Annotated in this window: 24 protein-coding genes and 1 pseudogene; 11 read left to right on the plus strand and 14 right to left on the minus strand. The window is 75.0% G+C overall.

What is annotated here, in order from left to right; translation table 11 throughout:
• Positions 1-727 (minus strand): annotated as a pseudogene (locus tag AB0H57_RS15565) (hypothetical protein); the annotation flags it as partial.
• A 204-nt stretch (positions 728-931) separates the two neighbouring features.
• A complete protein-coding gene (locus AB0H57_RS15570; RefSeq protein WP_357506784.1) occupies positions 932-3,199 on the minus strand; it encodes a BTAD domain-containing putative transcriptional regulator in 2,268 nt (755 codons plus the stop codon).
• A gap of 177 nt (positions 3,200-3,376) precedes the next feature.
• Between AB0H57_RS15570 and AB0H57_RS15575 the strand changes: the two genes are divergently transcribed.
• Genes AB0H57_RS15575 through AB0H57_RS15585 form a run of 3 tightly spaced genes read left to right on the plus strand, consistent with a single transcriptional unit; the run spans position 3,377 to position 5,434 of the window.
• Positions 3,377-3,811 (plus strand): XRE family transcriptional regulator, encoded by a 435-nt coding sequence (locus tag AB0H57_RS15575; RefSeq protein ID WP_357506786.1) that lies wholly within the window; start codon positions 3,377-3,379, stop codon positions 3,809-3,811.
• Positions 3,804-4,325 carry a hypothetical protein gene (locus tag AB0H57_RS15580; RefSeq protein WP_357506788.1) on the plus strand — a complete coding sequence of 174 codons (522 nt, stop codon included), beginning with the start codon at positions 3,804-3,806 and terminating at the stop codon, positions 4,323-4,325. The genes AB0H57_RS15575 and AB0H57_RS15580 overlap by 8 nt, the downstream gene beginning before the upstream one ends.
• A complete protein-coding gene (locus AB0H57_RS15585) occupies positions 4,322-5,434 on the plus strand; it encodes an MAB_1171c family putative transporter (protein ID WP_357506790.1) in 1,113 nt (370 codons plus the stop codon). Before AB0H57_RS15580 ends, AB0H57_RS15585 begins: the two co-directional genes overlap by 4 nt.
• Positions 5,435-5,521: 87 nt before the next feature.
• On the opposite strand, the gene AB0H57_RS15590 is transcribed toward AB0H57_RS15585, so the two are convergent.
• The 3 genes from AB0H57_RS15590 to AB0H57_RS15600 form a co-directional block, all read right to left on the minus strand.
• Positions 5,522-6,538 carry an alpha/beta hydrolase family protein gene (locus tag AB0H57_RS15590; protein WP_357506792.1) on the minus strand — a complete coding sequence of 339 codons (1,017 nt, stop codon included), beginning with the start codon at positions 6,536-6,538 and terminating at the stop codon, positions 5,522-5,524.
• 178 nt (positions 6,539-6,716) lie between these two features.
• Positions 6,717-7,415, minus strand: coding sequence for a hypothetical protein (locus tag AB0H57_RS15595; RefSeq protein ID WP_357506794.1), 699 nt, complete (start codon positions 7,413-7,415; stop codon positions 6,717-6,719).
• A 125-nt stretch (positions 7,416-7,540) separates the two neighbouring features.
• Entirely contained in the window at positions 7,541-7,960 is a 420-nt protein-coding gene (locus AB0H57_RS15600; protein ID WP_357506796.1) for a hypothetical protein, read from the minus strand.
• A 263-nt stretch (positions 7,961-8,223) separates the two neighbouring features.
• On the opposite strand from AB0H57_RS15600, the gene AB0H57_RS15605 reads away from it, so the two are divergent.
• Both AB0H57_RS15605 and AB0H57_RS15610 read left to right on the plus strand, forming a co-directional pair.
• Positions 8,224-9,801 carry a Na+/H+ antiporter gene (locus tag AB0H57_RS15605; RefSeq protein WP_357506798.1) on the plus strand — a complete coding sequence of 526 codons (1,578 nt, stop codon included), beginning with the start codon at positions 8,224-8,226 and terminating at the stop codon, positions 9,799-9,801.
• Positions 9,802-9,943: 142 nt separating this feature from the next.
• A complete protein-coding gene (locus tag AB0H57_RS15610) occupies positions 9,944-10,570 on the plus strand; it encodes a hypothetical protein (RefSeq protein ID WP_357506800.1) in 627 nt (208 codons plus the stop codon).
• Between the two features lie 15 nt (positions 10,571-10,585).
• Here the strand turns inward: AB0H57_RS15610 and AB0H57_RS15615 are convergent, their stop codons facing one another.
• The 4 genes from AB0H57_RS15615 to AB0H57_RS15630 form a co-directional block, all read right to left on the minus strand.
• Positions 10,586-11,932, minus strand: coding sequence for an MFS transporter (locus AB0H57_RS15615; RefSeq protein ID WP_357506802.1), 1,347 nt, complete (start codon positions 11,930-11,932; stop codon positions 10,586-10,588).
• Positions 11,933-12,013: 81 nt separating this feature from the next.
• A complete protein-coding gene (locus AB0H57_RS15620) occupies positions 12,014-12,304 on the minus strand; it encodes a BON domain-containing protein (protein ID WP_357506960.1) in 291 nt (96 codons plus the stop codon).
• Between the two features lie 38 nt (positions 12,305-12,342).
• Complete coding sequence (locus tag AB0H57_RS15625; RefSeq protein ID WP_357506804.1) at positions 12,343-12,615, minus strand: GlsB/YeaQ/YmgE family stress response membrane protein; 273 nt, start codon at positions 12,613-12,615, stop codon at positions 12,343-12,345.
• 195 nt (positions 12,616-12,810) lie between these two features.
• Positions 12,811-13,191, minus strand: coding sequence for a YccF domain-containing protein (locus tag AB0H57_RS15630; RefSeq protein WP_357506806.1), 381 nt, complete (start codon positions 13,189-13,191; stop codon positions 12,811-12,813).
• A 208-nt stretch (positions 13,192-13,399) separates the two neighbouring features.
• On the opposite strand from AB0H57_RS15630, the gene AB0H57_RS15635 reads away from it, so the two are divergent.
• Positions 13,400-14,983 carry a DHA2 family efflux MFS transporter permease subunit gene (locus AB0H57_RS15635; RefSeq protein ID WP_357506808.1) on the plus strand — a complete coding sequence of 528 codons (1,584 nt, stop codon included), beginning with the start codon at positions 13,400-13,402 and terminating at the stop codon, positions 14,981-14,983.
• A gap of 43 nt (positions 14,984-15,026) precedes the next feature.
• Here the strand turns inward: AB0H57_RS15635 and AB0H57_RS15640 are convergent, their stop codons facing one another.
• Positions 15,027-15,473 carry a hypothetical protein gene (locus AB0H57_RS15640; protein ID WP_357506810.1) on the minus strand — a complete coding sequence of 149 codons (447 nt, stop codon included), beginning with the start codon at positions 15,471-15,473 and terminating at the stop codon, positions 15,027-15,029.
• Positions 15,463-16,740 (minus strand): molybdopterin-dependent oxidoreductase, encoded by a 1,278-nt coding sequence (locus tag AB0H57_RS15645; RefSeq protein ID WP_357506962.1) that lies wholly within the window; start codon positions 16,738-16,740, stop codon positions 15,463-15,465. Before AB0H57_RS15645 ends, AB0H57_RS15640 begins: the two co-directional genes overlap by 11 nt.
• A gap of 260 nt (positions 16,741-17,000) precedes the next feature.
• Between AB0H57_RS15645 and AB0H57_RS15650 the strand changes: the two genes are divergently transcribed.
• Entirely contained in the window at positions 17,001-18,062 is a 1,062-nt protein-coding gene (locus tag AB0H57_RS15650; protein WP_357506812.1) for an NAD-dependent epimerase/dehydratase family protein, read from the plus strand.
• Between the two features lie 56 nt (positions 18,063-18,118).
• On the opposite strand, the gene AB0H57_RS15655 is transcribed toward AB0H57_RS15650, so the two are convergent.
• Positions 18,119-19,543 (minus strand): hypothetical protein, encoded by a 1,425-nt coding sequence (locus tag AB0H57_RS15655; protein ID WP_357506813.1) that lies wholly within the window; start codon positions 19,541-19,543, stop codon positions 18,119-18,121.
• Between the two features lie 145 nt (positions 19,544-19,688).
• On the opposite strand from AB0H57_RS15655, the gene AB0H57_RS15660 reads away from it, so the two are divergent.
• Genes AB0H57_RS15660 through AB0H57_RS15670 form a run of 3 tightly spaced genes read left to right on the plus strand, consistent with a single transcriptional unit; the run spans position 19,689 to position 21,684 of the window.
• The gene (locus tag AB0H57_RS15660; protein ID WP_357506815.1) at positions 19,689-20,363 is read left to right on the plus strand and encodes a glycosyltransferase family 2 protein; all 675 of its coding nucleotides are present in this window, start codon (positions 19,689-19,691) and stop codon (positions 20,361-20,363) included.
• Positions 20,360-21,058, plus strand: a complete 699-nt coding sequence (locus AB0H57_RS15665) for a DUF2064 domain-containing protein (protein ID WP_357506817.1) — start codon at positions 20,360-20,362, stop codon at positions 21,056-21,058. The genes AB0H57_RS15660 and AB0H57_RS15665 overlap by 4 nt, the downstream gene beginning before the upstream one ends.
• The gene (locus AB0H57_RS15670; RefSeq protein WP_357506819.1) at positions 21,055-21,684 is read left to right on the plus strand and encodes a methyltransferase domain-containing protein; all 630 of its coding nucleotides are present in this window, start codon (positions 21,055-21,057) and stop codon (positions 21,682-21,684) included. The genes AB0H57_RS15665 and AB0H57_RS15670 overlap by 4 nt, the downstream gene beginning before the upstream one ends.
• A 29-nt stretch (positions 21,685-21,713) precedes the next feature.
• Here AB0H57_RS15670 and AB0H57_RS15675 read toward each other — a convergent pair whose 3' ends face one another.
• Positions 21,714-22,739, minus strand: a complete 1,026-nt coding sequence (locus AB0H57_RS15675; protein ID WP_357506822.1) for an ATP-binding protein — start codon at positions 22,737-22,739, stop codon at positions 21,714-21,716.
• Positions 22,732-23,427: a response regulator transcription factor gene (locus AB0H57_RS15680; RefSeq protein ID WP_357506824.1), complete on the minus strand. Its 696-nt coding sequence runs from the start codon at positions 23,425-23,427 to the stop codon at positions 22,732-22,734. Before AB0H57_RS15680 ends, AB0H57_RS15675 begins: the two co-directional genes overlap by 8 nt.
• 156 nt (positions 23,428-23,583) lie before the next feature.
• Here AB0H57_RS15680 and AB0H57_RS15685 point away from each other — a divergent pair, with 156 nt between their 5' ends.
• On the plus strand, positions 23,584-24,645 hold the full coding sequence (locus tag AB0H57_RS15685; protein ID WP_357506826.1) for an NYN domain-containing protein: 1,062 nt from the start codon (positions 23,584-23,586) through the stop codon (positions 24,643-24,645).
• Positions 24,646-24,685 lie beyond the last annotated feature (40 nt).

Below are 24,685 nucleotides of genomic sequence, written 5' to 3' on the forward strand. Positions count from 1 at the left end.
CCCACACATCACCACCCGACCGCACCACATACAACGAAATCCGACCATCCAACCCCACCACCACACCATCCCGCGACACATCATCCGGCGAACCGACCAGCGAACCGGACCACAGCGCGTTCACGATGGTCTGGGCGTCGGCGGCCTGCTTCTGGTAGCGGTCCGGGTACGCGGACACCTGCACCGCCTGGCACACCTCGCCGACGGGCGCGTCCTTCCACGTGTCGTTGGGGTACAGCCGCACCATCTTGTCCAGAAAGGCGTTGGTGGCCCAGGTGGGGTTGAGCCGCTGCTCGCGGCTGCCCCACGAGGCCCGCTGCTGGAACAGGCCCAGGCTGTCGTGGTCGACCTCTTCACTGATGTTCTGCAGGTGGGTCTCGACGATGACCGTCGCGATGGCGATGACCGCGGCCCGGGAGGCCAGACCGCGCGCCTTGACCGCCTGGACCACCATGCGGGCACACGAGGTGCGATAGGCGTTCATGTAGCCGCGCATGTCGGACTGCAGGGTCTCGTTGAGCGTGTCCGCGATCGCGGCATCCGCACCGGTGGTGCCGTTGGGGTCGCAGGGAGCCGTCTGGTAGGCGAGCAGCAGCGACACGGCCGGCGCCGCCTCCGGCTCGGGGGCCGGCGCGGCGGTGCCGGCCTGGGCGCTGCCCAACAGTACGGCTGATGCCAGCGCCGCGACGACGCCGACACGTCTGATGATGGCTGATGTTCCTCGCACGCTTCCTCCTGTCGGCCGCGGCCGACAGGCGTCGGATCACAGCGATCCGGCGCTCCGTCGGGCTGCGGCGTCGACAGGATTCGGCATGGCGGTGCAGCGGAGGTTCAGCGAACGTCCAGAGCGGCTCAAGCGCCCGTCGTGGCGTTCGCCCGGGCTGGTCGGCGTGCGGGGCGGCCCGCCGGGCTCCAGAACCCCGCCCCGCCGTCAGGCGATCGCGGAGGCCAGCGAGTCCAGTGGGTGCCCCTGATCGGCGCCGGGTCGGCCCGTCGCGGGTCGACGCGGTGGCGCGGTCTGCGCCGCCACCGACGGCACCGCGTCCGCCGGCGGGGGCGGCGGAACCGTTCCGCCCGGGGCGGCCGACCGGCCCGCGATGACCGGTCGCAGGATCAGTTCCCGGGGCGGCATCTCCAAGCCGAAGGCGGTGGCGAGCGTGGCGGTCGCTGCCCACGTCTGTCGCTCCGCCATGAGCCAGGCCACCGGGTCGACCCTGATCCGGTCCATGGCGGGACCATCCGCTGGCAGCACCCAACTCGGCGGTCTCGTACCGGTCCCGGGTGCGGTCAGGCCGGTGCGGATCGACCGGGCGATCTGGTGCCAGGCCGCCACGACGCGGAGCACCCGGCCGTGGATCACCCTGTCCGGATCCTCGACGCGGGCCTGTTCCCAGGCGTAGAGCCGCACCAGATCGTGCAGGCCGTAGCGGACCTGACCGAGCTGATCGACCGCGACAGCGTCCACGAGGTGGACGTCGACCAGTCGTTCGAGCACCCGCTCGGCCTCGGTCGGCGGCAGGTCGAGCGCGGCGGCGAGAATCCACGAGGGGAAGTCGTTCATGCCCAGCATCCCGCAGACCCGTAGGGCGACCCGTGCGCTCGGGTCGAGCTGCTGGTAGCTCGTCGCGATGCACATCCGGACGTCCTGGTCCCCGGCGCTGAGCTCGTCGAGGCGGTGACGTTCGTCGGCGAGGCGGTCGGCGAGCAGGTGCACCGGCCACGAGCGGCGGTTGGCCAGGCGGGCGCCGGCCACCCGTACGGCGAGGGGGAGACCGCCGCAGAACTGGACGACCCGGTGGACGGCATCCGGCTCGGCGGTGGCCCGGTCGGATCCGATGACGGCGGACAGCAGCGTCTCGGCCTGCTGCGGGGGCATGACCTCCAGTTCGACGGTGCGGGAACCGGCGAGGCCGGCCAGCCGCCGGCGGGACGTGACGAGCACGCCACAGGTCGCGGAACCGGGCAGCAGTGGCCGGATCTGACGCTCGTCGCGGGCGTTGTCGAGCACGACGAGGACCCGTCGCCCCGCCAGCAGCGTCCGGTACCGCTCGGCACGTTCCACGCCGGAGCTGGGGAGCCTGACGGTCGATGCCTGGTCGAGGGCGCGCAGGAAGCGGCCGAGGATCTCGTGGGCCGCGGCCGGTTGGTCGGCGGTGCCGCGAAGGTCGGCGTAGAGCTGGCCGTCCGGATACTCCGTGGCCACCTGGTGCGCCACGTGGGCGGCGAGCACCGATTTACCGACGCCGCCGGGACCGAGGATCAGCTGCACCGGCACCGACCCGGCCGGTGGCACCGGTGACAGTGCCGCGGTGAGCGCTGCCACCTCTCTGCTGCGGCCGGTGAAGTCCGCGGGATCCGCGGGAAGTTGAGCGGGACCGCCGCCGGTGTGCGTCGATCCGGCCGGCGCGTGGTCGACGGCCGGTGTCGACCTGCCGGGTGGGCGGGACGGCGTGACGGCGCGCAGAGCTCCGCTGAGGATCTGCCGGTGTACCGCCTGCAACTCGGGACCGGGCTCCACGCCCAACTCCTCGACCAGGCTGGTGCGCGCCTCCCGGTAGACCAGCAGGGCCTCCGACTGCCGCCCGAGCCCGTACAGGGCGACCATCAGCTGTCCGCGCATCCGTTCCCGGAAGGGATGTCGGCGTACGAGATCGGCCAGTTCCGCGGCCGCCTCCGCCAACCGGCCGAGGGCCAGTTCGGCGGCGATCCGCTCCTCCACCGCGGCGAGTCGCATTTCGTCCAGCCGTGCGGCCTCGCCGGCCAGGACGTCGCTGCGCACTCCGCCGAGGGCGGGGCCGCGCCACTGGGCCAGCGCCCCGCGCAGGATCTCCGCGGCCTCCTCGTGCCGTCCCTCGCCGGCTGCCTGTCGGCCCTCGCCGACGAGCCGTTCGAAGATGTCCCGGTCCAGTCGGTCGGCGGGAATGTCGAGGACGTAGCCGGGTGCGCGGGTGGTGAGGCTGGCGCCGTCCGGGCCGATCCGGATCAGTTGGCGCACGCTGGACACGTACGTCTGCAGGATGGCTCTCGCCCGCTCGGGCGGGCTGCTGCCCCAGATCACCTCCAGCAAGCGTTCGGCCGGGATGACCCGGCCATGCTGAACCAGGAGCGCCGCCAGCAGCGTGCGCGGTTTCGCCCCACCGATGGGCAGCGAATCACCAGCTACCCGGATCTCCACTGTGCCTAAAAGCCTGAACTCCATTCGATCTCCCCCGTGTGGTCGGCCGCGCCGCTCTGTTTGACTCACGTGAAGAAAGAAGACCATTTATTCATGTGAGTCGAGCCAAGGTACACTCGCCAGGCTGATCGTTGTCAAGGCGATGATCGGGCGACCGACAGCCGGCGGTGACGCCGGGCTGGTGCCGGAACGGGGAGCGTCGTGGCAGGCAAACCAGGCAACCTGGCCGATCGCCTGAATCAACTCTTCGCCACCGTGCGGCGGCCGGACCGCCGGGAGTACAGCAACGAGGAGGTCGCCAGTGCGATCCTCCAGCGGCAGGGGGTGACCGTCTCCGCCTCCTACCTGTGGTATCTCCGCACCGGCCAACGGGACAACCCGACGGTCCGCCACCTCAACGCGCTGGCGGCGTTCTTCGGCGTGCCGACCGCGTACTTCGTCGACGACGAGGCGGCCAGGCGAGTGGACGCCGAGTTGGCGGTCGCGACGGCGATGCGTGACGTCGGGGTACGCACCGTCGCGCTGCGCGCCAACGGCCTTTCGGCGGAGAGCCTCGAGACCATCCGGGACGTCATCGACCGGGTCCGCCAACTGGAGGGGCTGCCGCCCACGGGTGACGGAGCCGCCGGTGGCTGAGGCGCGACGACAGCTGAGAAGGACGCGTCGCCGCTGCGAGCAACTCCTGAGAGAGCTGCACCTGCCCGCCGTCACCGACGTACGGGAACTCTGCGCCGGCATCGCCCGGCTCCGCGAACGCCCCATCGAACTGCTCCCCATGGCCTTTCCGGATCCCGACCTGTGTGGACTGTGGATCGCCACCGGATCGGCGGACTACCTGGTGTACGAGCGGGACACCTCCGATCTGCACCAGGAGCACATCGTGCTGCACGAACTCGGTCACCTGCTGTGCGGCCACGACGGCGTCGCCGACGCCGACCCCACGCTGTTCCGGGAACTGGACCCGACGGTCCTGCGCGGCGTGCGCGGGCGGACCAACTACTCGACCCTGCAGGAGCAGGAGGCGGAGCTCACCGCCTCCCTCATCCACAGCCGCTTCGACCTGATCCGCCGGCCGTCTCCCGCCGTCGACAGTGACCTCGGCCGTCGCATCCGCCGTACGCTGGCCTACGAGAGCCCGCCGCACCGATGAGCTCGTCGGACGCCGTCCGCAGTCAACTCGTCCTGCTCGTCCTGGGTTGGGGCGTGGTCGGGTACCGGATCTGGTACAGCCGACGCAGGCCGGACGACCTGGCCGGGCGGGCCCTGTCGGTGGCGATCGCCGCGCTGGCGGCCGGCATCACCATCCAGTTCGGGGCCGCGGCGGTCGACACCATCGTCGGCGCCCCCAACGTCGGGCGGGTGGCGAGCAACTGCGCGGTCATGGTGGCCTGCGGCGCGGGCCGGGTCTACCTGCTGCATCTCTGGCATCCCGGTGCCACGGTGGCCGCCCGGGCGCGGGCGGAGTGGGCCCGGCTGGTGCTACTGCTCGCCGTGATCGTGGTCCTCTTCGCGCTCGCGCCGCCCGATCCGGCCTCGTCCCGCGGCGACCCGCGGCACACGGCCACCGTCTACTCGTCCCCTTACGTCTACCTCTACCTGGGCTACCTCGGGTACACCCTGGCCCGAATGCTGCGCGAGCTGCGGCGATGTCTGCCACTGGTGTCCGACGCGGTTCTGCGCCTGACGATGCGCCTCGGTGAGTGTGGCGTGTGGACGGGCCTGGCCTACGTCCTCTTCAAGGCCGGCTACCTGGTCGGACACGACTTCGACGTCCCGGTGCCGGGCCGCGAGGTGGACACCGCCACCCCCATGTACCTGCTCAGCATCGGGCTGCTGACCCTGTGCGCGGCGATCCCGGTCGGCCGGGCGACAGCGGGCAACCTGCGGCGATGGAGCGAGCGGTACCGCTCGTACCAGCGCCTGTACCCGCTCTGGCTCGCCTGCTACCGGCTGGCACCGACGATCGCTCTCGATCCCCGTACCACCCGGCTGCGCAACTGGCTGACGGTGCGGGACCTGCGCTTCCTTCTCTACCGCAGGGTGATCGAGATCCGCGACGGTCAGCTCGCGCTGCGCCGCCGGCCGCCGCCGGCCGCCGGCGCCGATTCGAACGAGGTGATCCGGCTGCTCACCGTGCTGCGGAACGGAGCGGTGGACGAGCCGACGCCGGCCACCTCGGCGGACGGGACCGAGCTGCTGGCCGAGGTCCGCCGGCTTGAGCGGCTGGCGGCGACGTACGGCGACGCCCGTCGGCCATGACGCCGCGCCCCGAGTTTCGGCCGTCGCGCCGCGGCCCGCACGGCCCACCCGTGGCGGGCCGTGCGGGCCGTCACCGTCTGGCCGGTGTCACCGCGCCGCCTGGCTGGCCACGCCGCGCCCGGTGCCGAGCGCGTCGAGCAGCATCGGTAGCGCCCGGTGCAGTTCCCGCTGCCAGTACGGCCAGCTGTGCGTGCCGGGTCCGTAGAGGTCGGTGGTGACCCGGATCCCCAGCTCGCGCAGCCGGTCGACGAACACGACGTTCTCAGCGTGAATGAGCGCCTCCAGCGCGTCGGTCCGGTCCGGCGCGTCGAACGGGCCGCCGGCCGTGCCGTCACCGGTGGCCACGAAGAGCGCGGTGTGCCGCAGCCGCTTCGCCAGGGCGACCGGGTCGTGCGCGGCCCAGATGTCCCGCTGCGCCACCGGGTCGCCCCACAGGTCGTCCGGGTCCTGACCGGAGAAGCCGAAGAACGGCAGCCAGAACGAGGCGTCGCGCAGCGGGTGCACCACGCCACTGAACGACGCCGCGGCCCGGAACATGCCCGGGTTGCGGGCCGCGTACGACATCGCGCCGAAGCCGCCCATCGACAGGCCGGCCACCGCCCGCCTCGGGCCGGCCCCGTAGCCCCGCTCGGTGATCTGGCGGACCTCGCCCAGGTGGAACGTCTCCCAGGCCGGGGTGGCACCGGCGCCGCCGTTCCACCAGTTGCTGTACCAGCCGGCGGCGCCGGCCTCCGGCATGACGACCAGCACCTTGCGCAGCTCGGGGATGCTGGCCACGTCGGTGGACCGGGTCCAGCTGACGTACGAGTCGCAGCAGCCGTGCAGCAGGTACAGCACCGGCCACCGGTCACCGGGCCGGCGCTGCTCCCACCCGTCCGGCGTCAGCAGGCGTACGTTGGCGGCCCGGCCGAGCGCCGGCGACTCGATGGTCAGGTCGACCTGCCGCGGGGCGACCACCGTCTCCCGGCTCACGTACGCCCCGTCGGAGGCGCGGACGGGCGCGGCGGTGACGCCGGTGGTCGGGGCGGCGGTGGCCGGCGCGCCGACGCCGGCCAGCGCGAGTCCGACCGCGACGGCGACGGCCAGGGCCGTTGATCTCCTCATGGCAGGTTCCTCCTGACTGCGGTGGTGGCCGTCGGTGATCGACGGGGCCTTCCGATCGTCCCGTGTCGATCGAATGAGGCAACCTGTCCACAGCCGGCACGCGGTCAGCGGGGGGTGGCGAGCGGTGACCGGCGCGCCCGGTGCGACGAGTGGCCGCCGTTGCGACCCCCCGGACCGGTCAGGAGAGCCGGTCGATGGTGGCGGGGACGAGGCCGTGGCCGCGCGCCACGCCCACGAGCTGGCGGAGCAGCCAGCGCAGCGCCTCCTGGTCGCCCGGCTCGGACGTCACGTCGATGCACCAGGCGAGCCCGCCGGCGACCCGCCTGAGCTGCCAGCCGAAGGTGCTGTCGTTGACCCGCAGCCGGCCGGTGCTGACCACCCCGGGATCCGCGCCGTCCGGCCCGGCGGCCCGGTTCATCCGCAGCAGCCCGCCCAGCCGGGCGGCCTGCCGGTCGTCCAGGTCACCGGCGAACAGCACCCGGTGCACGGGCGGGCCGCCGTTCAGCGACAACGGCGGCGCCGCCGCGGCGAGCGGCAGGTCGTCGTGGAACCGGCCCCGCAGGGCGGGTTCGTCGGGCAGCGTGCCGCCACCGAGGCGACGGTAGGTCTCCCGGGCGGTGGCCCGGTCGGTGGCGGTCAGCCGGGCGCGTACCCGCGGATCCGCGCGGATCGCGCGGGCGAAGCCGGCCGAACTCCACCAGCCGCCGTCGGCCGGCGTCCAACCGGCGCCGCGCAGCCGGTCGGCGCGCAGGTCGTCGGTCAGGACGAACTCCTCGACCAGCAGCCCCGCCGGCTGGCCGTGCGCCCCGTCGGAGCGCAGCAGGTAGTAGTCCAGCGCGGAGGCGCTCGCAGGTCGCATGACGGCCGTCGTGTTCATCCCACGGACCGTATCCCCGCCCTGGGGCGGCGGCACGTACCGGCCGGACGCGGCGAGCCGCTCCCGGCCGGTGCGTCGACTACCGCACGCCGCGCCGGGCTGCGGCGCGGCCCGGCGGCCTGGCCCTAGGCGGCCGAGCCGACGGCCAGTCGGCGCTGGTCGCCGGCCTGCGTGGTCAGGTCCGCCGACCACGCGACGATCGGGTCGGCCGGCCCGCCGGACCGGTCGGCGGCGTGCTGAACGGTCTCGGACTGGTCGGCCTCGGACTGGGCGGTCTCCGGTCGGACGGCCTCGCGCTGGACGGCTCGCCCGGCGGACGGGGCGCGGTCCGCCGGGGCCTGCGCCACCTGCAGCGCGTGCTGCGCGTTGTTCCACGCGGCGCACGGCCAGGCCTGGCCGGCGCAGCCGAGGTTGCGGCATCCGCCCTCGTCGTCCGGCGCGTGGGCGTCGGCGACCTCGAGGGCGAGCTTCCACAGCAGCGGGTCGGTCACCTCGGCGGGACGATCGTCGCCGAGGTGGTGCTGCTCCAAGTTGGCACTGGACACGTCTGGTCCCCCCTTTTCCTGCGGGCCCCCTGTTTCCAGACGACACGGCGCCGAAACCACCTGGACGGAGAATGTTTCACCATCCGCCCCGGGCCGACGCCGCAGGTCACCTGCGGTATGACCGGCCTCACGTGCCGGACCGGCGACGCCCGGCGCGCTGCCGCGCGGGCAATTCGGTCGTTTCGCCCACCGCTCGGCCCGGGCCGGTACGACCATGTGGATGCGGGTGACGGGACGCCCGGCTGCGGACGGGAGGGAACGGCGTGGGCGGCCTCGAGCTGATCGTGGTGCTCGGCGTGACGGTGCTGATCGGCACCACGCTCGGCGGCCGGTACAGCGTCGCGCCGCCGGTCCTGCTGATCACCCTGGGCGCCCTGATCGGACTGGTGCCGCCGTTCGACCACGTCGTGCTCGAACCCCAGGTGGTCCTGCTGCTGTTCCTGCCGGCCATCCTCTACCGGGAGAGCCTGGTCGTCAGCCTGCGCGAGATCCGGGCGAACTTCCTGGTGATCGCGTTGCTCGCGGTGGCGCTGGTGGTGCTGACCATGGTCGCCGTGGCGTACGCCGCCCGGTTGCTCGGGGTGGACCCGGCGGCGGCCTGGGTGCTCGGCGCGGTCCTCGCCCCGACCGACGCCGCCGCCGTGGCGGGCCTGGCCAAGCGGATGCCCCGCAACATCCTCACCACCCTGCGCGCCGAGAGCCTGATCAACGACGGCACGGCCCTGGCACTCTTCGCCGTCGCCGTCGCGGTGATCGCCGGTGGCCACTTCCCAGGCCCCGCCGGCTTGGCCGGCCGGTTCCTGGGCTCGGCCGGCGGCGGGATCGTCGCCGGCCTGCTGGTGGCCGGCGTGGTCGTGGTGATCCGCCGCCGACTCGACGACCCGCTGCGCGAGACCGGGCTGAGCCTGCTCACCCCGTTCGCCGCCTTCCTGCTCGCGGAGAGCGTGCACGCCAGCGGCGTCCTCGCCGTGGTGGTCGCCGGCCTGCTGCTGTCGTACGCCGCGCCCTGGCTCATCCGGGCCCGCACCCGGGTCACCACCCTCGCGGTCTGGGACGTCTCCACCTTCATGATCAACGGTGGCCTGTTCGTCCTGCTCGGTACGCAGGTGCCCCGGTCGCTGCGCGCCATCACCAGCCACTCGCCGATGGAGTCACTGGGCATCGCCGCCGCGGTGGCGGCGGTGGTGGTGGTCGTCCGGATGGGTTGGGTGCACCTGGCCATCGCCGCCCTCCAGGGCGTCGACCGGCGCGAGTCCCGGCGGGAGCGCCGGTTCAACGCCCGGGTCCGCACCGCGATGGGCTGGGCCGGGTTCCGCGGCGCGGTCTCGCTGGCCGCCGCCCTCGCGGTGCCGGCGACCACCACGGCGGGCACCCCGGTGCACGAGCGGGATCTGATCATCTTCGTCACCGTGACGGTCATCGTGCTGACCATGCTCATCCAGGGCACCACCCTGCCGGCCCTGGTCACCTGGGCGAGGCTGACCGGCGACCGGGCCCGGGACGAGGAGCTGCGCTCGGCCCGGATCCGCGCCACCCAGGCCGGGCTGGCCGCCCTGCCCCAGCTCGCCGCCGAACTCGGCGCGCCGTCGGACACCGTCGACCGCCTCCGCGCCGACTACGAGGAGACCCTCGCCGACGTACGCGCCGACGACCAGGGGGGCGGCACCGCGGAGGAGCGCGAGATCGGCCGCCAGCTCCGCCTCGCCGTCCTCGACCACAAGCGGCGCGAGGTGACCCGGCTGCGCGACACCAGGGCCATCGACGACGCCGTGCTGCGCGACGTCCAGGCCGCCCTCGACATCGAGGAACTCCGGCTGCTGGGGCCGACCACCGAGGAGTAGCGGTCGTCGCCGTCGCCGGGTGCGGCTCGGCGAACCTGGCAACCTACCGCTCGCTGCGAACGACAACTTGCCAAGATTCGCGTACCGGTCGGGGCGGGTCGGGGGGAACCGGCGTGCGGGCGGTGGATCTACGATTCGCGGTATGGCCCTGTTGCACCGCGCGGAACTGCGCCCCACCAAGCTCGAACTGCTCACCACGTGGCTGCCCGGCCGTCCGTGGTTCCAGGGCGAGGCGGGGGCGGGCGTCGAACGGGTGGCGGCGTACCGGTTCGACGACCCGGCCGGCGAGGTGGGGATCGAGACGCTGCTGGTCCGGGCCGGCGACGGCCCGGTCCACCAGGTGCCGCTGACCTACCGCGGTGCCCCCCTCGACGGCGCCGACCGGTGGCTGATCGGCACCTGCGAGCACTCGGTGCTGGGCCGACGCTGGGTGTACGACGGCTGCGGCGACCCGGTCTACGCCGCCGCCCTGGCCCGGGCGATCCTGACCGGCACCGGCCAGGCCGAGGAGTGGTTCGAGGTCGACGGCCGGCGGGAACGCCGCGCGCCCAGCATGGTGATCGCCGGCGAGGCCACCACCAGCACCACCGACGTGACCTCGGTGACCCGGGTCGAGGACGGCGACCCGGCCCGCATCGGCACCGACCTCGGGGAGCTGAGCGTGCTGCGCCGCCTCGGCGCCGACCCGGCCCTGCCGGGCGCCCGGCTGACCGGCGGCTGGGACGGCCAGCCGCACCCGCTGCCGCTGGCGTACGCCGTCCCGCGCTGATCCGGCGCGCCGCGGTCAGCGGCCGGTGAGCGCCACCGCCCGGCCCGGGTCGGCGATGTCGTCGCCGACCCGGCGGGCCCACCGGCCGGCGGCCATCGCGTACCCGCCGGCGAGCAGGGCGTAGCCGACGGCGGCGGCGAACAGCAGCCCCGCCGAGCGCCCGTCCACCGGCAGGAACCGCGACGCGCCCACCATGCCGACCACGTACGCCAGGTTGAACACGGTGTCGTTGACCGCGAACACCCGGCCGCGGAACACGTCCGCGCACTCGTGCTGCACCATCGTGTCCACCACGATCTTCACGCCGTGACCGGCGACGTTGACCACGAGCACCAGCAGCACCAGCAGCGGCGGCGAGAACGGCAGCCCGAACACCGGCACCGCGACCGCGACCGCCGCCAGCAGGCCGGCCACCCACCGCCACCCACCGACCCGCCGGGACGCCCACGGGGTCGCCGTCGCGGCGACCAGCACGCCCAGCGCCCCGGCGGCGAAGACCAGCCCCAGCTGGGTGGAGACGCCGGTCAGGTTGTCCGCGCCGAAGACGCTGCGGTAGAGCAGCAGCAGCGCCAGGGCCAGCGCGCCGAACAGCACCCGGAACCCGGCCTGCGCCCCCATCGCGTACGCCGCGCCGCGGGCCGCCCCCAGGTGGCGAATCCCGTCCACCATGCCGCGCAGCACCGCCGCCGTCTCGCCGGACACCCCCGGCCGGTGCGGCACCACCTCGTCCGGTCCCAACTGGTCCCGGGCGAAGAAGGCGCGGGCCAGCACGGCGCACGCCACGTACCCGACCGGGGCCAGCAACGCCAGGGCCCCGTACCCGTGGTCACCGGCGGGGAAGACCCGGCCGAGCAGCGCCAGCGCGACCCCCATGCCCAGCGAGTACGCCACCGACCCGGCGGTGCCGGCCACCGCGTTCGCGGTCACCAGCCGGTCGGCGGCCACCACGTGCGGGGTGGCCGCCGACAGGCCCGACAGCAGCAACCGGCCCAGCCCGATCACCACCAGCGTGCCCGTGAGGAACAGCCCACCCTCGTCGCCGACCAGCACCAGGGCGGCGATCGGCAGCGCCAGCACCGCCCGCGCCAGGTTCGTCCACCAGATCACCGAGCGGCGGCTCCACCGGTCCAGCAGGACCCCGGCGAACGGCCCCACCAGCGAGTACGGCAGCACCAGCACCGCCGCGGCCAGGGCGATCGCGGTCGGGGTGGCCTGCCGGTCCGGATTGAACAGCACGCTGCCGGCCAGCGCGGCCTGGAACACCCCGTCGGTGAACTGCCCACCCAGCCGAACGCCCAGCAGCCGGCGGAAGGCGGACCCGGCGAGAACGGCACGAAGGTTGTGAGTGCGGCGATTTGCCATGATCCCCTCAGCGTACGGCCGGCCACCGGTCCTGTCGCGGCGGCCACCCGCCCGGGCGTCCCGACCCGGACGCGCGAGCGGTCAACGCAGCCGGCGCGGTCGCGGTGGTCGCAGCGAGTTGCACACGTCGGCCACGCCGTCGACCTGCCAGGCGAGGCTGCTGGCGAGCCGGCGGGTGTCCGCGTCCGCCACGACACCGGTGAGGATCACCACCGCGTTCTGGGCGGTCACCGTGATCCCCCGCCCACGGACCGCGGCGTCGCCGGCCAGCCGCCGGGCGACCGCGGCGGCGATCCGCTCGTCCCGGTCGGATCCGGTCGGGCCCGGGGCCCGCCAGGACCACATGTGGTCGTCGGGGAACGGCCAGGACATGACCACGGCGACATCCTCCTCGTGAAGTCGGCAGCCGGTCAGGCGTCCGAGCCGCGCCGGCCGGCGGTGGCCGCCACGAGCACCACCACGGCGCCGGCGACCCCGATCTGGGCGAGCAGTTCCAGGAAGCCGATCCCGTCGCTGCGTCCACCCGCCACCCGGACCGCGATCGTGCCGGCCACGGCCGCGGCGACGCCGACCGTCAACGCCACCCACACCGGCACCCGCTCGCGGCCGGGCACGACCAGCCGGCCGATCGCCCCCACGACGAGCCCGACGACGACGGCGCTGATCAGCTGGACGGCGCTCATGCTCTCTCCCTGCCCGAGCGACCGCGGGTGCCCGTGAAGGGGGCACCCGCGGCGCGGTGTGGCCGCGCGGAACAGGCCCGGGCAGAACGGGGGACTGCCGGGGCGCCGGTGCGGCGGTCACCCCTCACGCTGCCGCAGTGGCGTGGCGGTCCTTCCCCGGAACGGTGACAGTCGTGTGACAGATCGGGCCGGGCGTCACGACCGGGCCACCACCTCCTGGCCGAGTGGCCAGAGCGCGGCCGGGACGAGCTTGAAGTTGGCGACGCCGAACGGGATCCCGATGATCGTCACGCAGAGCGCGACCCCGGCGAGGATGTGCGACAGGGCCAACCACCAGCCGGCCAGCAGCACCCAGAGGACGTTGGCGAGGCCGGAGGGCACCCCGGCGCCGGGCTTGGGCACCAGCGTGCGGCCGAATGGCCACAGAGCGTAGCCGGCCAGCCGCAGCGAGGCCACCCCGAACGGGATGGTGACCACCAGAACGAAGCAGATCAGCGCGGCCAGACCGTAGCCGACGGCGAGCACGAGCCCGCCACCGAAGATCAGCCAGAGGAGGTTCAGCAGAAAGCGAATCACCCTTCCATCGTGACCGGCCGCCGCCACCGCCGGACCGCCCGCCGTCGACGGGCCGGCGGAAGTAACCGCCCTCACACCCGCGCTGCGCTAAACCGGACGCCAACTGTCGGGGCCGCTCGCTAATCTGCCCTGCGGGCGTCGCAGTCGGGCATCCGCTCGACCCGCTCGTGCCGCCGCCGCTCGTTCCCATTCGACCTCAGGAGAAGTTGTGACCCAGCAACCCGTCGCGACATCGGACAAACTCGATGCCGCGGTGCTCAAGGTGGCGGGAGTGGTCGTCCTCGGCGCGATCATGTCGATCCTGGACGTGACGGTGGTCAGCGTGGCGCTGCCGACGTTCCAGAACGAGTTCGACGCCTCGTACGCCCGCGTCGCCTGGACGATGACCGGCTACACCCTTGCCCTGGCCACGGTGATCCCGCTCAGCGGGTGGGCCGCGGACCGCTTCGGCACCAAGCGGCTCTACATGGTCGCGCTGGCGCTGTTCACCATCGGATCCGGCCTCTGCGCCACCGCGGACAGCATCGGTGAGCTGATCGGCTACCGGGTCCTGCAGGGCCTCGGCGGCGGCATGCTCATGCCGCTGGGCATGACGATCATGACCAAGGCCGCCGGCCCGCACCGGATCGGCCGGCTGATGGCGGTGCTCGGCATCCCGATGCTGCTCGGCCCGATCGGCGGTCCGATCCTCGGCGGCTGGCTGATCGACACCGCCAGCTGGCACTGGATCTTCCTGATCAACCTGCCGATCGGCGTCGTCTCGCTGCTCTACGCCCAGTGGGCCCTGCCGAAGGACCGGCCTGAGCCGTCGGAGTCGTTCGACTTCCTCGGCATGCTGATGCTCTCGCCGGGCCTGGCCCTCTTCCTCTACGGCGTCTCCTCGCTGCCCGAGGCCGGCACGATGGCCGACCCGGCGGTGTGGCTGCCGATGCTGGCCGGCGCGGCGCTGCTGGTGGGCTTCGTGCGCTACTCGTTCAAGCCGCGGCACCCACTGCTCGACCTGCGACTGTTCGCCAACCGCAACCTCACCATCGCCTCGGTCTCGATGTTCGTCTTCATCATCGCGTTCATGGGCGCGGGGCTGCTCTTCCCCAGCTACTTCCTGCAGATCCGCGGCGAGACGGCGCTCTCCGCCGGCCTGCTGATGGCGCCGCAGGGCATCGGCGCGATGGTCACCATGCCGATCGCCGGGGCGCTGGCCGACCGGGTGCCGGTCGGCCGGACGGTGCCGTTCGCCCTGGTGCTGATCGCCGCCGGGTTCTTCACCTTCACCCAGGTCGACCCAGACACCTCGTACTGGCTGCTCCGCGGGTCGCTGTTCGTGATGGGCCTGGGCATGGGCGGCACCATGATGCCGATCATGACCTCGGCGCTGAAGACCCTGCAGGCGCAGGACGTGGCGCGCGGTTCCACGCTGGTCAACATCCTCCAGCAGATCGGCGGCTCGGTGGGCGCCGCGGTGATGTCGGTGATCCTCACCAACGAGCTCAACGGTTCCCGCCCGATCCCCGGGGTGACGGACCCGAGCGGCAAGCCGGTCACCGAGGCCGGGCTCGCCATCGCCAGCCAGCAGCGGCCGGAACTGCTCCAGCAGATCCCGGTGCCACCGGCGCTCGTCGAGCGCGGCCTGGACTTCGCCGCCGACGCCTTCGCGACGACCTTCTGGGTCGCCTTCGTGCTGGTGCTGCTTACCTTCATCCCGGCCGCGTTCCTGCCCCGCCGGCGGGAACCGTCGCACCTGCTCGACGGGGAGCAGGGGGAGGAGCCTCGCACCCCGGTCGCGATCCACTGAGCCGCCGGGCCGCCCGGGGATCGTCCCGGGCGGTCCGCCGGGGTCAGCGGCGCCGGCGGCCCGCTGCCCGGCGCAGCGCGTACCCCACGGCGCTGACCGCGAACAGGCCGGCGCTGACCGCCAGCCACTCGCCGACCAGCGGCCGGGGCGCCAGGCCCGCCGCCGCGAGGTACGTGCCGTCGCCGAGGCCGAGCACGCCGGGCAGGTAGACCAGGAAGAGCAGGCCGGCGCCGAGGGCGGGCACCCGCAGGTGGTTGCGGACCGACTGGTCGCCGACGGTGGCCCGCAGCGCCCGGTCCGCCGCCGCGTAGAGCGGAAAGAGCACCAGGTCGTGGGCGACCACCGCGCCGAGGAACCAGGCCAGCATCCGCCCGGCCGCCGGCTCGCCGGCCAGCCGCAGCGCGATCCAGCCGGTCACCGCGAACAGGCCGAGCAGGAGCAGCAGGTGCCCCGGCGCGGCGCCGTAGCCGCGCCGGAAGTCAACCGCCATCGTCGGCCCCGAAGCTGATCTCGCGGACCCACTTGGTGCAGTGCACCCCGGGCAGCGCCGGCACGATGACCCGGGCCGGCCAGCCGTGGTCGAGGGAGAGGTCCACGCCGTTGACCCGCAGGGCGAGCAGCGCGTCGTCGTCGGTGACCTGCCCGGCGTGCAGCACCGCCTGGCGGAACAGGCCCGACCGTTCCAGCGAGCGGACCCGGGCCGTCCCCGGGTCGGCCGCGCCGACCACGGCGGCCAGGTCCCGCAACCGCACCCCGGTCCAGGTCTGCGTGGTCGACCAGCCCTCCACACAGGCGATCGGCAACCGCGCGGTGTGCTGCGCCATCGCCAGCAGCGCGCCCCGGTCCAGGTCGACCGTCCGGCCGGCGCCGCGCACGGTCAACCGCCAGCCGGATCCGGTCTGAGCCGGGGTGACGCCGGCCGCGGCGGCGGTGCGGTTGACCGGGAAGCCGGTCGGCCCCGCGCCCGAGCGGCGACCCCGGGGCAGCAGCAGCGCGGTGCGGCGCAGCGCGTCGAAGTTCTGCCCGACGGTCAACGCCACCAGCAGCAGCGCCCCGCCCCCGGTCAGCGCGAGCACCCCCCGCCGGCTCATCGTCGCCGGCCCGGGCCGCCGGGCGACCAGGCCGTCCGGGTCGGGCGGCTCCGGACGGGTCCGGCCCACCGGCGTACCGGCGAAGCCCGGCCCGCGCAGCGCGGTCACCAGCCGGGGCAGCTTGATCGCGACGTGGGTGACCAGCGCGAGGGTGAAGACCCAGGCGCCGTACCAGTGGGCGGTGTAGAAGTCGAAGCCGAACAGGTACGCGTACTGCACGTTGAGCAACCCGGTGGCGGTCTGGAAGAGGATCCCGCCCACCAGCAGCACCAGCGACAGCCGCTCCAGCAGGTGCGCGGCCGAGCGGGCCGGCGGCCAGGCGAACAGCTTCGGCACCACCGACCAGAGCTTGACCAGCACCACCGGCACCAGCACGATGCCCAGCGTCACGTGCAGCCCCTGGGTGAGCCGGAACAGCCACGCCGGCCGGGTGGGCCAGTCGAACACCGGCGGGTGCAGCCAGCCCACGTCCCGCGGGAGGGCCTGCCCGAACCGTGGGCCGTAGGCTACCCAGTCGAGCAGCCCGGTGACCACCACCAGGGGCAGCGTCACCAGCAGCACGGCGCCGAGCACCGAGGTCAGCCACGGGCCCCGGACCGGGCTGCGCCAGGCGCCGTCGACCGTGTCCACGCCCGGCGGGCGGCGCCGGTCCAGGCCCCGCCACAGCCCGGCCGGGACGGCGTATCCCGGCTCGGCGCCGGTGCGGCCGGTCCCCGGCGGCCCCGGGTCGTCGGTGGGCGGCTGCGCGGACACACGATCCTCCTGGTCGGCCGGTACGGCGGGGACCGGACCGGTCCTCCTGCCCGGACGGTAGCCGCCGGCCCGGCCGCCCGGGCCCGGATGCGGCATTACCGAAGCATTACCGAGTGCTGACGGCCACCGGCGAACCGGCCCGCCGCCCGGCCGGGCGGCCTACCGTGACCGGCATGCGGGTACTGGTCACCGGCGCGGCCGGCTTCATCGGATCGCACGTCGTCGACCTGCTGGTCGACGGGGGACACGAGGTGGTCGGCCTCGACGCCCTGCTGCCCCAGGCACACGGCGGCGCCCCGCCCGACTGGGCGCGCCGGCACCGCCCGGTCGTCGGCGACGTCCGCGACCCCGACCAGCTGGATCGGCTGCTGCCCGGGGTGGACGTGGTCTGTCACCAGGCGGCCATGGTGGGGCACGGGCTCGACCCGTCGGACGCCCCCGACTACGCCAGCCACAACGACTACGGCACGGCGGTGCTGCTCGCCGCGATGCACCGCGCCGAGGTGACCCGGCTGGTGCTGGCCAGTTCGATGGTGGTCTACGGCGAGGGCCGCTACCGCTGCGCCCGGCACGGGGTGGTGCGGCCCGCGTCCCGCCGTCCCGCCGACCTGGCCGCCGGGCGGTACGACCCGACCTGCCCCGACTGCGCTGGCCCGCTCACCCCGGCCCGGGTGCCCGAGGACGCCCCGCTGGAGCCGCGCAGCACGTACGCGGCCAGCAAGCTGGCCCAGGAGCACCTGGCCGCCGCGTGGGCCCGGCAGACCGGCGGCGGGGTGTGGGCGCTGCGCTACCACAACGTCTACGGCCCGCGGATGCCCCGGGACACGCCGTACGCCGGGGTCGCCTCGATCTTCCGTTCGGCCCTGGCCGACGGGCGGCCACCCCGGGTCTACGAGGACGGCCGGCAGCGCCGCGACTTCGTCCACGTCACCGACGTGGCCCGGGCGAACCTGCTGGCGCTGACCGCACCGGCCCCGGCCGGCCTGGTGCCGGTGAACGTCTGCTCCGGCGAGCCGCACACCGTCGGCGAGCTGGCCGAGGCGCTGGCCCGGGCGATGGGCGGTCCCGCGCCGGAGGTGGTCGGCGGCGCCCGGGCGGCGGACGTCCGGCACGTCACCGCCGACCCGCGCCGCGCGCACCACCTGCTCGGCTACCGGGCCCGGGTGGGCTTCCTCGACGGGGTGACCCGGTTCGCCACCGACCCGCTGCGCGATCCCGCCACCGTCGCCGGCTGAACCCCGGTCGCCGGGCCGGGGCACCCACGGCCGGCCGTCGCCGCACCGGCGGCGGGTCAGGAGACGGTGAGCAGCAGGTGGTTGACCGCGAGGGCGGTGAGCGCCTGGCCGAGCAGCCACCACCGCCGGGCCGGCCCGGGCAGGTGCGCGGCGGCGACCAGCAGCCAGACCACGAACGGCAGCCAGATCCGCTCCACCTCGGCCTTGCTCATCCCGGACAGGTCCGCGGCCACCACCGCCAGCGCCGCCGCCGCGGGCAGCAGCACCGTCGGCCCGAGCGCACCCACCCGCCCGGCCGCGGGCCACCGCCGCGCCCGGTCGGCGGCCCCGCCGGAAGCCGGCCGGCCGGCCGCCCGCCACCGCGCGCGCCCCGCCGCCACCGCCCGGCGCAGCGCCGGCCCCGCCACCGGCCCGGCGGCGAGCAGCAGCGCCGCCAGGTTCGCCCACACCCAGTAGCCGTACGGGCGGTCGGCCGCCCAGCCCTGGTAGTAGCGGACCACCACCCGGTCGTACCCGGCCCACCAGTGGAACCCGGCGAGGGTGAACGCGGCCACCACGGCCGCCACCGCCGCGGTGGCGGCCAGCAGCGCCGCCGGCCGGCGGGCCGGGCGCAGCGCCAGCACCGCCAGCGCCAGCGGCGCGACCAGCACGAACCCGTACGACAGGTAGAGGGCGAAGCCGAGCAGCAGGCCGCCGGCCAGCGCCACCCACGGGCCGCGTACCGCCAGCAGGGCCAGCCCGGCGGCGACCACGGCGGCGAAGATCCCGTCCCCGGAGGCGCCCACCCACACCGCGCCGGGCAGCAGCACCAGGAACGGCAGCACCGCCCGGGCGGCGGCAGCGGCACCCAGCGCCCGCAACGCCACCGGCACGGACACGGTGACCGTCGCCCCGATCAGTACGCAGGCCAGCGCGGCGGCGGTGGCTCCGCCCAGGCCGACCCGGTCCAGCCCGACGAAGATCAGCAGCGCGCCCGGCGGATGCCCGGCGGTGTGCGTCGACCACGAGTCGGGTCGGAAGTCGAGGATCCGGTCGGTGAACCCGGCCAGGGTGGCCCGGACGTCGACCACGCCCGGCACCTCGTGCAGGTACTCCGCCTGGGCGGTGAGCCGCCGGGTCAGGCCCCGCGACCAGCCGTCGACCAGGGCCAGCGCGAGGGTCCAGGCCACCGCGGCCAGCCAGCCGGCGCCCAGCAGCGCACCCCAGCGGGCGGTGCCGGCCCAACGCAGGCCCGGCCCGAGCACCAGCAGCGCCACCACGATCGCGGCCGGGGTGCCCCAGCCCAGGTGCGGCCACCAGGTGGCGTACAGCGGCGCGGCGTCGGCGTGCAGGCCCACCCCGCGGTGGTTCAGCACCGCCCCGACCACCACGGCGGCGGCCAGCAGCGCCGCCTCGACGCCCAGCACGACGAGATCGCCCCGGTCGCGTCGCGGCCGGGCCGCGGCGGCGGGGGAGCGGGGCAGGACGACGCCGGGTCTCATGACAGCCGGACGGTACGGCCCGACCGGCCCCCTCGTCAGCGGAATCACCGGACCGTCACCGGTCGGTAAGAAATCCCGGGCCGGTAAGCGTTCCGTAAGGCCGAACGCCGCCCCGCCGGCCCCGCCGCGCCCTAGCGTCGGGCACATGCCGACCCGAATCGACGTGGTGCTGCCGTGCCTGGACGAGGCCGCCGCCCTGCCCGGCGTGCTGACCGCGCTGCCGCCCGGCTATCGGGCGATCGTGGTGGACAACGGGTCCCGCGACGGCTCACCCGAGGTGGCCGCCCGGTACGGCGCCCGGGTGGTGCGCGAGCCCCGCCGGGGGTACGGCGCCGCCGTGCACACCGGGATCGAGGCGGCCGACGCCGAACTGGTCTGTGTCCTCGACGCCGACGGCTCGTTCGACCCCCGGCAGTTGCCCGCCCTGGTCGCCCCGGTCGCCGGGGGCGCCGCCGACCTGTCCGTCGGCCGCCGCCGGCCGGTACGCCCCGGCGCCTGGCCCTGGCACGCCCGGGCCGGTACGGCGCTGGTCGCCGCGCTGTTGCGGCACCGCGGCGTGCCCCTGCGCGACCTCAGCCCGATCCGGGTCGCCCGCCGCGAGGCGCTGCTCGCCCTCGGCGTCACCGACCGCGCCTTCGGCTACCCCCTCGAGCTGCTCATCCGCGCCGCCGCGGCGGGCTGGCGGATCCACGAGACCGACGTCCGCTACGCCCCCCGCGCCGCGGGCACCCGGTCCAAGGTCTCCGGCTCGGTACGCGGCACCCTGCGCGCCACCCGCGACTTCGCCGCCGTGCTGCGCACCGTGGACGGCCCCCGGTGACCGTGCTGCTGGTGCTCGCCAAGGCGCCCGTGCCCGGGCGGGTGAAGACGCGCCTCTGCCCGCCCGCCAGCCCCGAGGGGGCGGCCCGGATCGCCGCCGCCGCGCTGCGCGACACCCTGGACGCGGTCCGCGCCACCCCCGGGGTGACCCCGGTGCTCGCCCTCGCCGGCCGGTTCGACGACGCCGTCGACGGGGCCGCCCTGACCGCCGCCACGGCCGGCTGGTCGGTCCTGCCGCAGCGCGGCCCGGATCTGGCCGCGCGGCTGGCCCACGCGCACGCCGACGCGGCGGCCGGGTTCCCGGGCACGCCGGTGTTCCAGATCGGCATGGACACCCCGCAGCTGACCCCCGCCCGGCTGGCCGCCGCGGTGCACCGCCTCGCCGGCACCGACGCGGTGCTGGGCCGGGCCGCCGACGGCGGCTGGTGGGGGCTGGGGCTGCGCGACCCGGGGCACGCCGCCGCGTTGCGTACCGTGCCCACCTCCACCCCGCGGACCTGCCAACTCACCTGGGCCGCGCTGCGCGGGCGCGGACTGCGGGTGGCGCCGCTGCCGGTGCTGCGCGACGTGGATGTCTGGGCCGACGCCCTGGCGGTGGCCGGCACCGTGCCGGGCGGCCGGTTCGCCCGGGCGGTCGCCGCGGTACGCCCCGGCACCGGGGCCGGCCGCCGCTGTCTCACCGGAGGACGGCGATGACCGGCGCGGGCTTCGGCGCCGCACTGCGCGACCGCCGGCCCGGCCCGTGCTGGCTGGTGCGCCCGGACGGACACCGCCACCGGCTGCCGGTGGAGCGGTGGCACGGGCCGGCCGAGGCCGCCGTCGCGGCCGTGGTCGCCCGGTGTGCCGGTCCCACCCTGGACCTGGGCTGCGGCCCGGGCCGGTTCGCCGGCGCGCTCACCCGGGCCGGGGTGACCGCGCTCGGCGTCGACATCTCGGCCCGCGCGGTCGCGCTGACCCGGGCCCGCGGCGCGGTCGCGATCCGCGCCGACCTGCACGACCCGCTGCCCGCGGCGGGCCGGTGGGCGCACGCCGTGCTGCTGGACGGCAACATCGGCATCGGCGGCGATCCGATCGCGTTGCTGCGTCGTTGCCGGGCGCTGCTGCGGGCCGGGGGCACCGTCCTGGTCGAACTCGACCCGCCCGGCGCGGGCGCCTGGCAGGGCGTGGTGCACGTGCGTTCGGGGCCGCGCCGGGGACCGGACTTCCGCTGGGCCGGGCTGGACACCCGCAGCGTGCACCGGCCGGCGGCGGCCGCCGGCCTCGACGTCCGGGACGTGTTCCCGGTCGGCCACCGCTGGTTCGCCGAGCTGGCCCGCGACTGACCCGCCGCCCGCGGTCGTCCGACGGCGGCTCAGGCGGCGACCGGCAGCCGCACCAGGAACCGGCAACCGTCGCCGACGTTGGCCACCTCCACCCGCCCGCCGTGCGCCTCGACCAGCCCGCGCACGATGGCCAGCCCCAGCCCGCCGGACCCCTCGACCCCGCCGTTGCCGGGCGCTGGGGTACGCGCCGGCTCGCCGCGGAACGCCACGTCGAAGAGCCGGGGCAGGTCGGCGTCGGGGATGCCGCCACAGGTGTCCACCACCGCGAACCAGGCGTCGGCGCCGTCGCGGCCCACCTCGATCCGGACCGTGCCGTCGTCCGGCGTGTAGCGGACGGCGTTGAGCAGCAGGTTACCCACCACCCGGGCCAGTTCCCGCTCGCTGGCGGTCACCGTCGGCCAGCCCGACTCGGCGGCGACCAGCCGGATCCGGCGGGCCGCGGCCAGCGGCGCGGTGCCGGCGAGCGCGTCGGAGACCACGTCGCCCAGCGGCACCGGCGCCAGCGACAGCCGCAGCGCGCCCGCGTTGATCCGGGACAGCTCGAACAGGTCGTCGACCAGCCGGGTCATCCTGTCGGTCTCCACCCGGATCCGCCGGTGGTACTCCTCGACGGTCCTCCGGTCGGCGACCACGCCGTCCTCCAGCGCCTCCGCCATCGCACGCAGCCCGGCCAGCGGCGTACGCAGGTCGTGCGACACCCAGGCGACCAGGTCGCGGCGACCCTTCTCGATCCGCCGTTCCCGTTCCCGGGCCTGCGCCGCCCACACCGCCGCCGCGGCGAGCCGGCGGCCGAACAGCCAACCCACGCCGAGGCTGACCACCGCCGCGGCGGCCACGGTGATCAGCACGACCTCCAGGTCGTGCGCGGACAGGAACATCGCCTCGGCGACCACCACCACCCCGGCGGCGACCGCGGCCACGGTGGCGGCCAGCAGCACCGCGATGTGCACGGTGATCGACCGCCCGCGCAGCAGCCGCAACGCCGCCGCGGCGAGCACCCCGACGCAGCAGGCCGCGCCCAGCGCCACCGTGAAGATCAGCGCGAGGTCAGCCACCGGTCGGCTCGTACCGGTAGCCGACGCCCCACACCGTCACGATCCGCCGCGGGTCGGCCGGGTCCGCCTCGACCTTCTCCCGCAGCCGTCGCACGTGCACCGTCACCGTGGACTGGTCGCCGAACCGCCACCCCCAGACCCGGTCCAGCAGTTCCGCCCGGTGGAACGCGCGCCCCGGGTGGCGCAGCAGGAAGGCCAGCAGGTCGAACTCGCGCAGGGTCAGCGCCAGCTCCCGGCCGTGCAGCCGGGCCACCCGGGCGCCGGTCTCCACCACCAGGCCGCCGTCGGCCAGTACCGCCGGCGCCGCCGGGGCCGGCTCCCCGCCGGCCCGGCGCAGCACCGACCGGACCCGCAGCACCAGTTCCCGCGGCGAGAACGGCTTGCTGAGGTAGTCGTCCGCGCCCAGTTGCAGGCCGAGGATCCGGTCGGCCTCGTCACCCCGCGCGGTCAACATCACGATGGGTACGGCGTCCGGCCGCTGCCGCAACCGGCGGCACACCTCCAAGCCGTCGAGGACCGGCAGCATCACGTCCAGCACCACCAGCTGCGGGGGCGCCGCCGCCACCGCGGCCAGCGCGGCGGCCCCGTCGCCGACGTGCTCGACCCGGTAGCCGGCGTGTTCCAGGTAGCGGCAGACCACATCGCTGACCGTCCGGTCGTCATCGACGACCAGCACCCGTTGCGCCACGCGTACCTCCCTCGTGCCGCCAGGGTAGTCGCGGCCGGGCCGACGGCCGCGCCCGGAAATCTTGCGATCTCCTTACCGCCGTGCCGCCGCCGTGCCGCCGCCGTGCCGCCGCCGTGCCGCCGACGGTCGCGCCGGCCTGCGGCGTAGGCTGACCCGGTGGATCAAGAGGACCGCATCGCCCTTTTCCTCGACTACGAGAACCTCGCCCTCGGCGCCCGCGACCACCTCGGTGGCGCGGCCTTCGACCTGCGCCCGATCGCCGACGCCCTCGCCGAGCGGGGGCGGGTGGTGGTCCGCCGCGCGTACGCCGACTGGTCGTACTTCGACGAGGACCGGCGGATGCTCACCCGCTCGCACGTCGAGCTGATCGAGATACCGCAGCGGATGGGCGCCTCGCGCAAGAACGCCGCCGACATCAAGATGGCCGTCGACGCCATCGAGCTGGCCTTCGAGCGGGACTACATCTCCACCTTCGTGATCGGCACCGGCGACAGCGACTTCACCCCGCTGGTGCACAAGCTGCGCGAGCTGAACAAGCGGGTGATCGGCGTGGGGGTGGAGAAGTCCACCTCGGCGCTGCTGCCGCCGGCCTGCGACGAGTTCCTCTACTACGACCGGCTGGAAGGCGTCGAGATCCCGCCCGCCCGGGAACGGCGCGCCCGTCCGGCCCGTGGCGCGCAGCAGCTGGAGCGGGAGCCCGAGGCGCCGGCCGCCGAGGAGCCGGCGCGCGACGTCGACAGCCTCGCCGTGCTGGTCGCCCAGACTGTGGCCGGCCTGCAGGGCAGCTCCGGTGGGGAGGTCACCGCCTCCACCCTCAAGCGCACGCTGCGCCGCAAGGATCCGACGTTCAGCGAGTCCGACTACGGCTTCCGGACCTTCGGCGAGTTGCTGCGCCACCTCGCCGGGCGCAACGTGGTCGAGCTGGGGGAGGGCCCGGCCAAGGGCGACCCGGAGGTCACCCTGCCCGAGCACGGTGACCGGGAGGCCGCCTTCGCCCTGCTGCGTTCGGTGGTGGTGCAGGACCTGGCCGGCGCCGGGGGCACGGCGGCGCTGTCCGGCCTGAAGAACCAGCTGCGGCGGGCCCGGCCGGACTTCAGTGAGAAGAAGCTCGGCTACCGCGGTTTCCTCCAGTTCTGCCGGGGCGCCGCCGCCGCCGGCGCGGTCGACCTGCGGTGGAGCGACGAGGCCGACGACTACCTGCTGTCCGTGCCGGGCTGAGTCGGCGGCCGCGGGCGGCGGCGCGGCCCGGGCGGGTTAC

It is taken from the genome of Micromonospora sp. NPDC050686 (genome assembly GCF_040654475.1).
Lineage (GTDB): Bacteria > Actinomycetota > Actinomycetes > Mycobacteriales > Micromonosporaceae > Micromonospora.

Excerpts from the sequence above, each read along its gene's own strand:
- AB0H57_RS15570 (WP_357506784.1), bottom strand. The coding sequence starts at position 3,199 with ATGGAGTTCAGGCTTTTAGGCACAGTGGAGATCCGGGTAGCTGGTGAT.
- AB0H57_RS15585 (WP_357506790.1), top strand. The coding sequence starts at position 4,322 with ATGAGCTCGTCGGACGCCGTCCGCAGTCAACTCGTCCTGCTCGTCCTG.
- AB0H57_RS15590 (WP_357506792.1), bottom strand. The coding sequence starts at position 6,538 with ATGAGGAGATCAACGGCCCTGGCCGTCGCCGTCGCGGTCGGACTCGCG.
- AB0H57_RS15595 (WP_357506794.1), bottom strand. The coding sequence starts at position 7,415 with ATGAACACGACGGCCGTCATGCGACCTGCGAGCGCCTCCGCGCTGGAC.
- AB0H57_RS15610 (WP_357506800.1), top strand. The coding sequence starts at position 9,944 with ATGGCCCTGTTGCACCGCGCGGAACTGCGCCCCACCAAGCTCGAACTG.
- AB0H57_RS15615 (WP_357506802.1), bottom strand. The coding sequence starts at position 11,932 with ATGGCAAATCGCCGCACTCACAACCTTCGTGCCGTTCTCGCCGGGTCC.
- AB0H57_RS15620 (WP_357506960.1), bottom strand. The coding sequence starts at position 12,304 with ATGTCCTGGCCGTTCCCCGACGACCACATGTGGTCCTGGCGGGCCCCG.
- AB0H57_RS15625 (WP_357506804.1), bottom strand. The coding sequence starts at position 12,615 with ATGAGCGCCGTCCAGCTGATCAGCGCCGTCGTCGTCGGGCTCGTCGTG.
- AB0H57_RS15640 (WP_357506810.1), bottom strand. The coding sequence starts at position 15,473 with ATGGCGGTTGACTTCCGGCGCGGCTACGGCGCCGCGCCGGGGCACCTG.
- AB0H57_RS15650 (WP_357506812.1), top strand. The coding sequence starts at position 17,001 with ATGCGGGTACTGGTCACCGGCGCGGCCGGCTTCATCGGATCGCACGTC.
- AB0H57_RS15655 (WP_357506813.1), bottom strand. The coding sequence starts at position 19,543 with ATGAGACCCGGCGTCGTCCTGCCCCGCTCCCCCGCCGCCGCGGCCCGG.
- AB0H57_RS15660 (WP_357506815.1), top strand. The coding sequence starts at position 19,689 with ATGCCGACCCGAATCGACGTGGTGCTGCCGTGCCTGGACGAGGCCGCC.
- AB0H57_RS15670 (WP_357506819.1), top strand. The coding sequence starts at position 21,055 with ATGACCGGCGCGGGCTTCGGCGCCGCACTGCGCGACCGCCGGCCCGGC.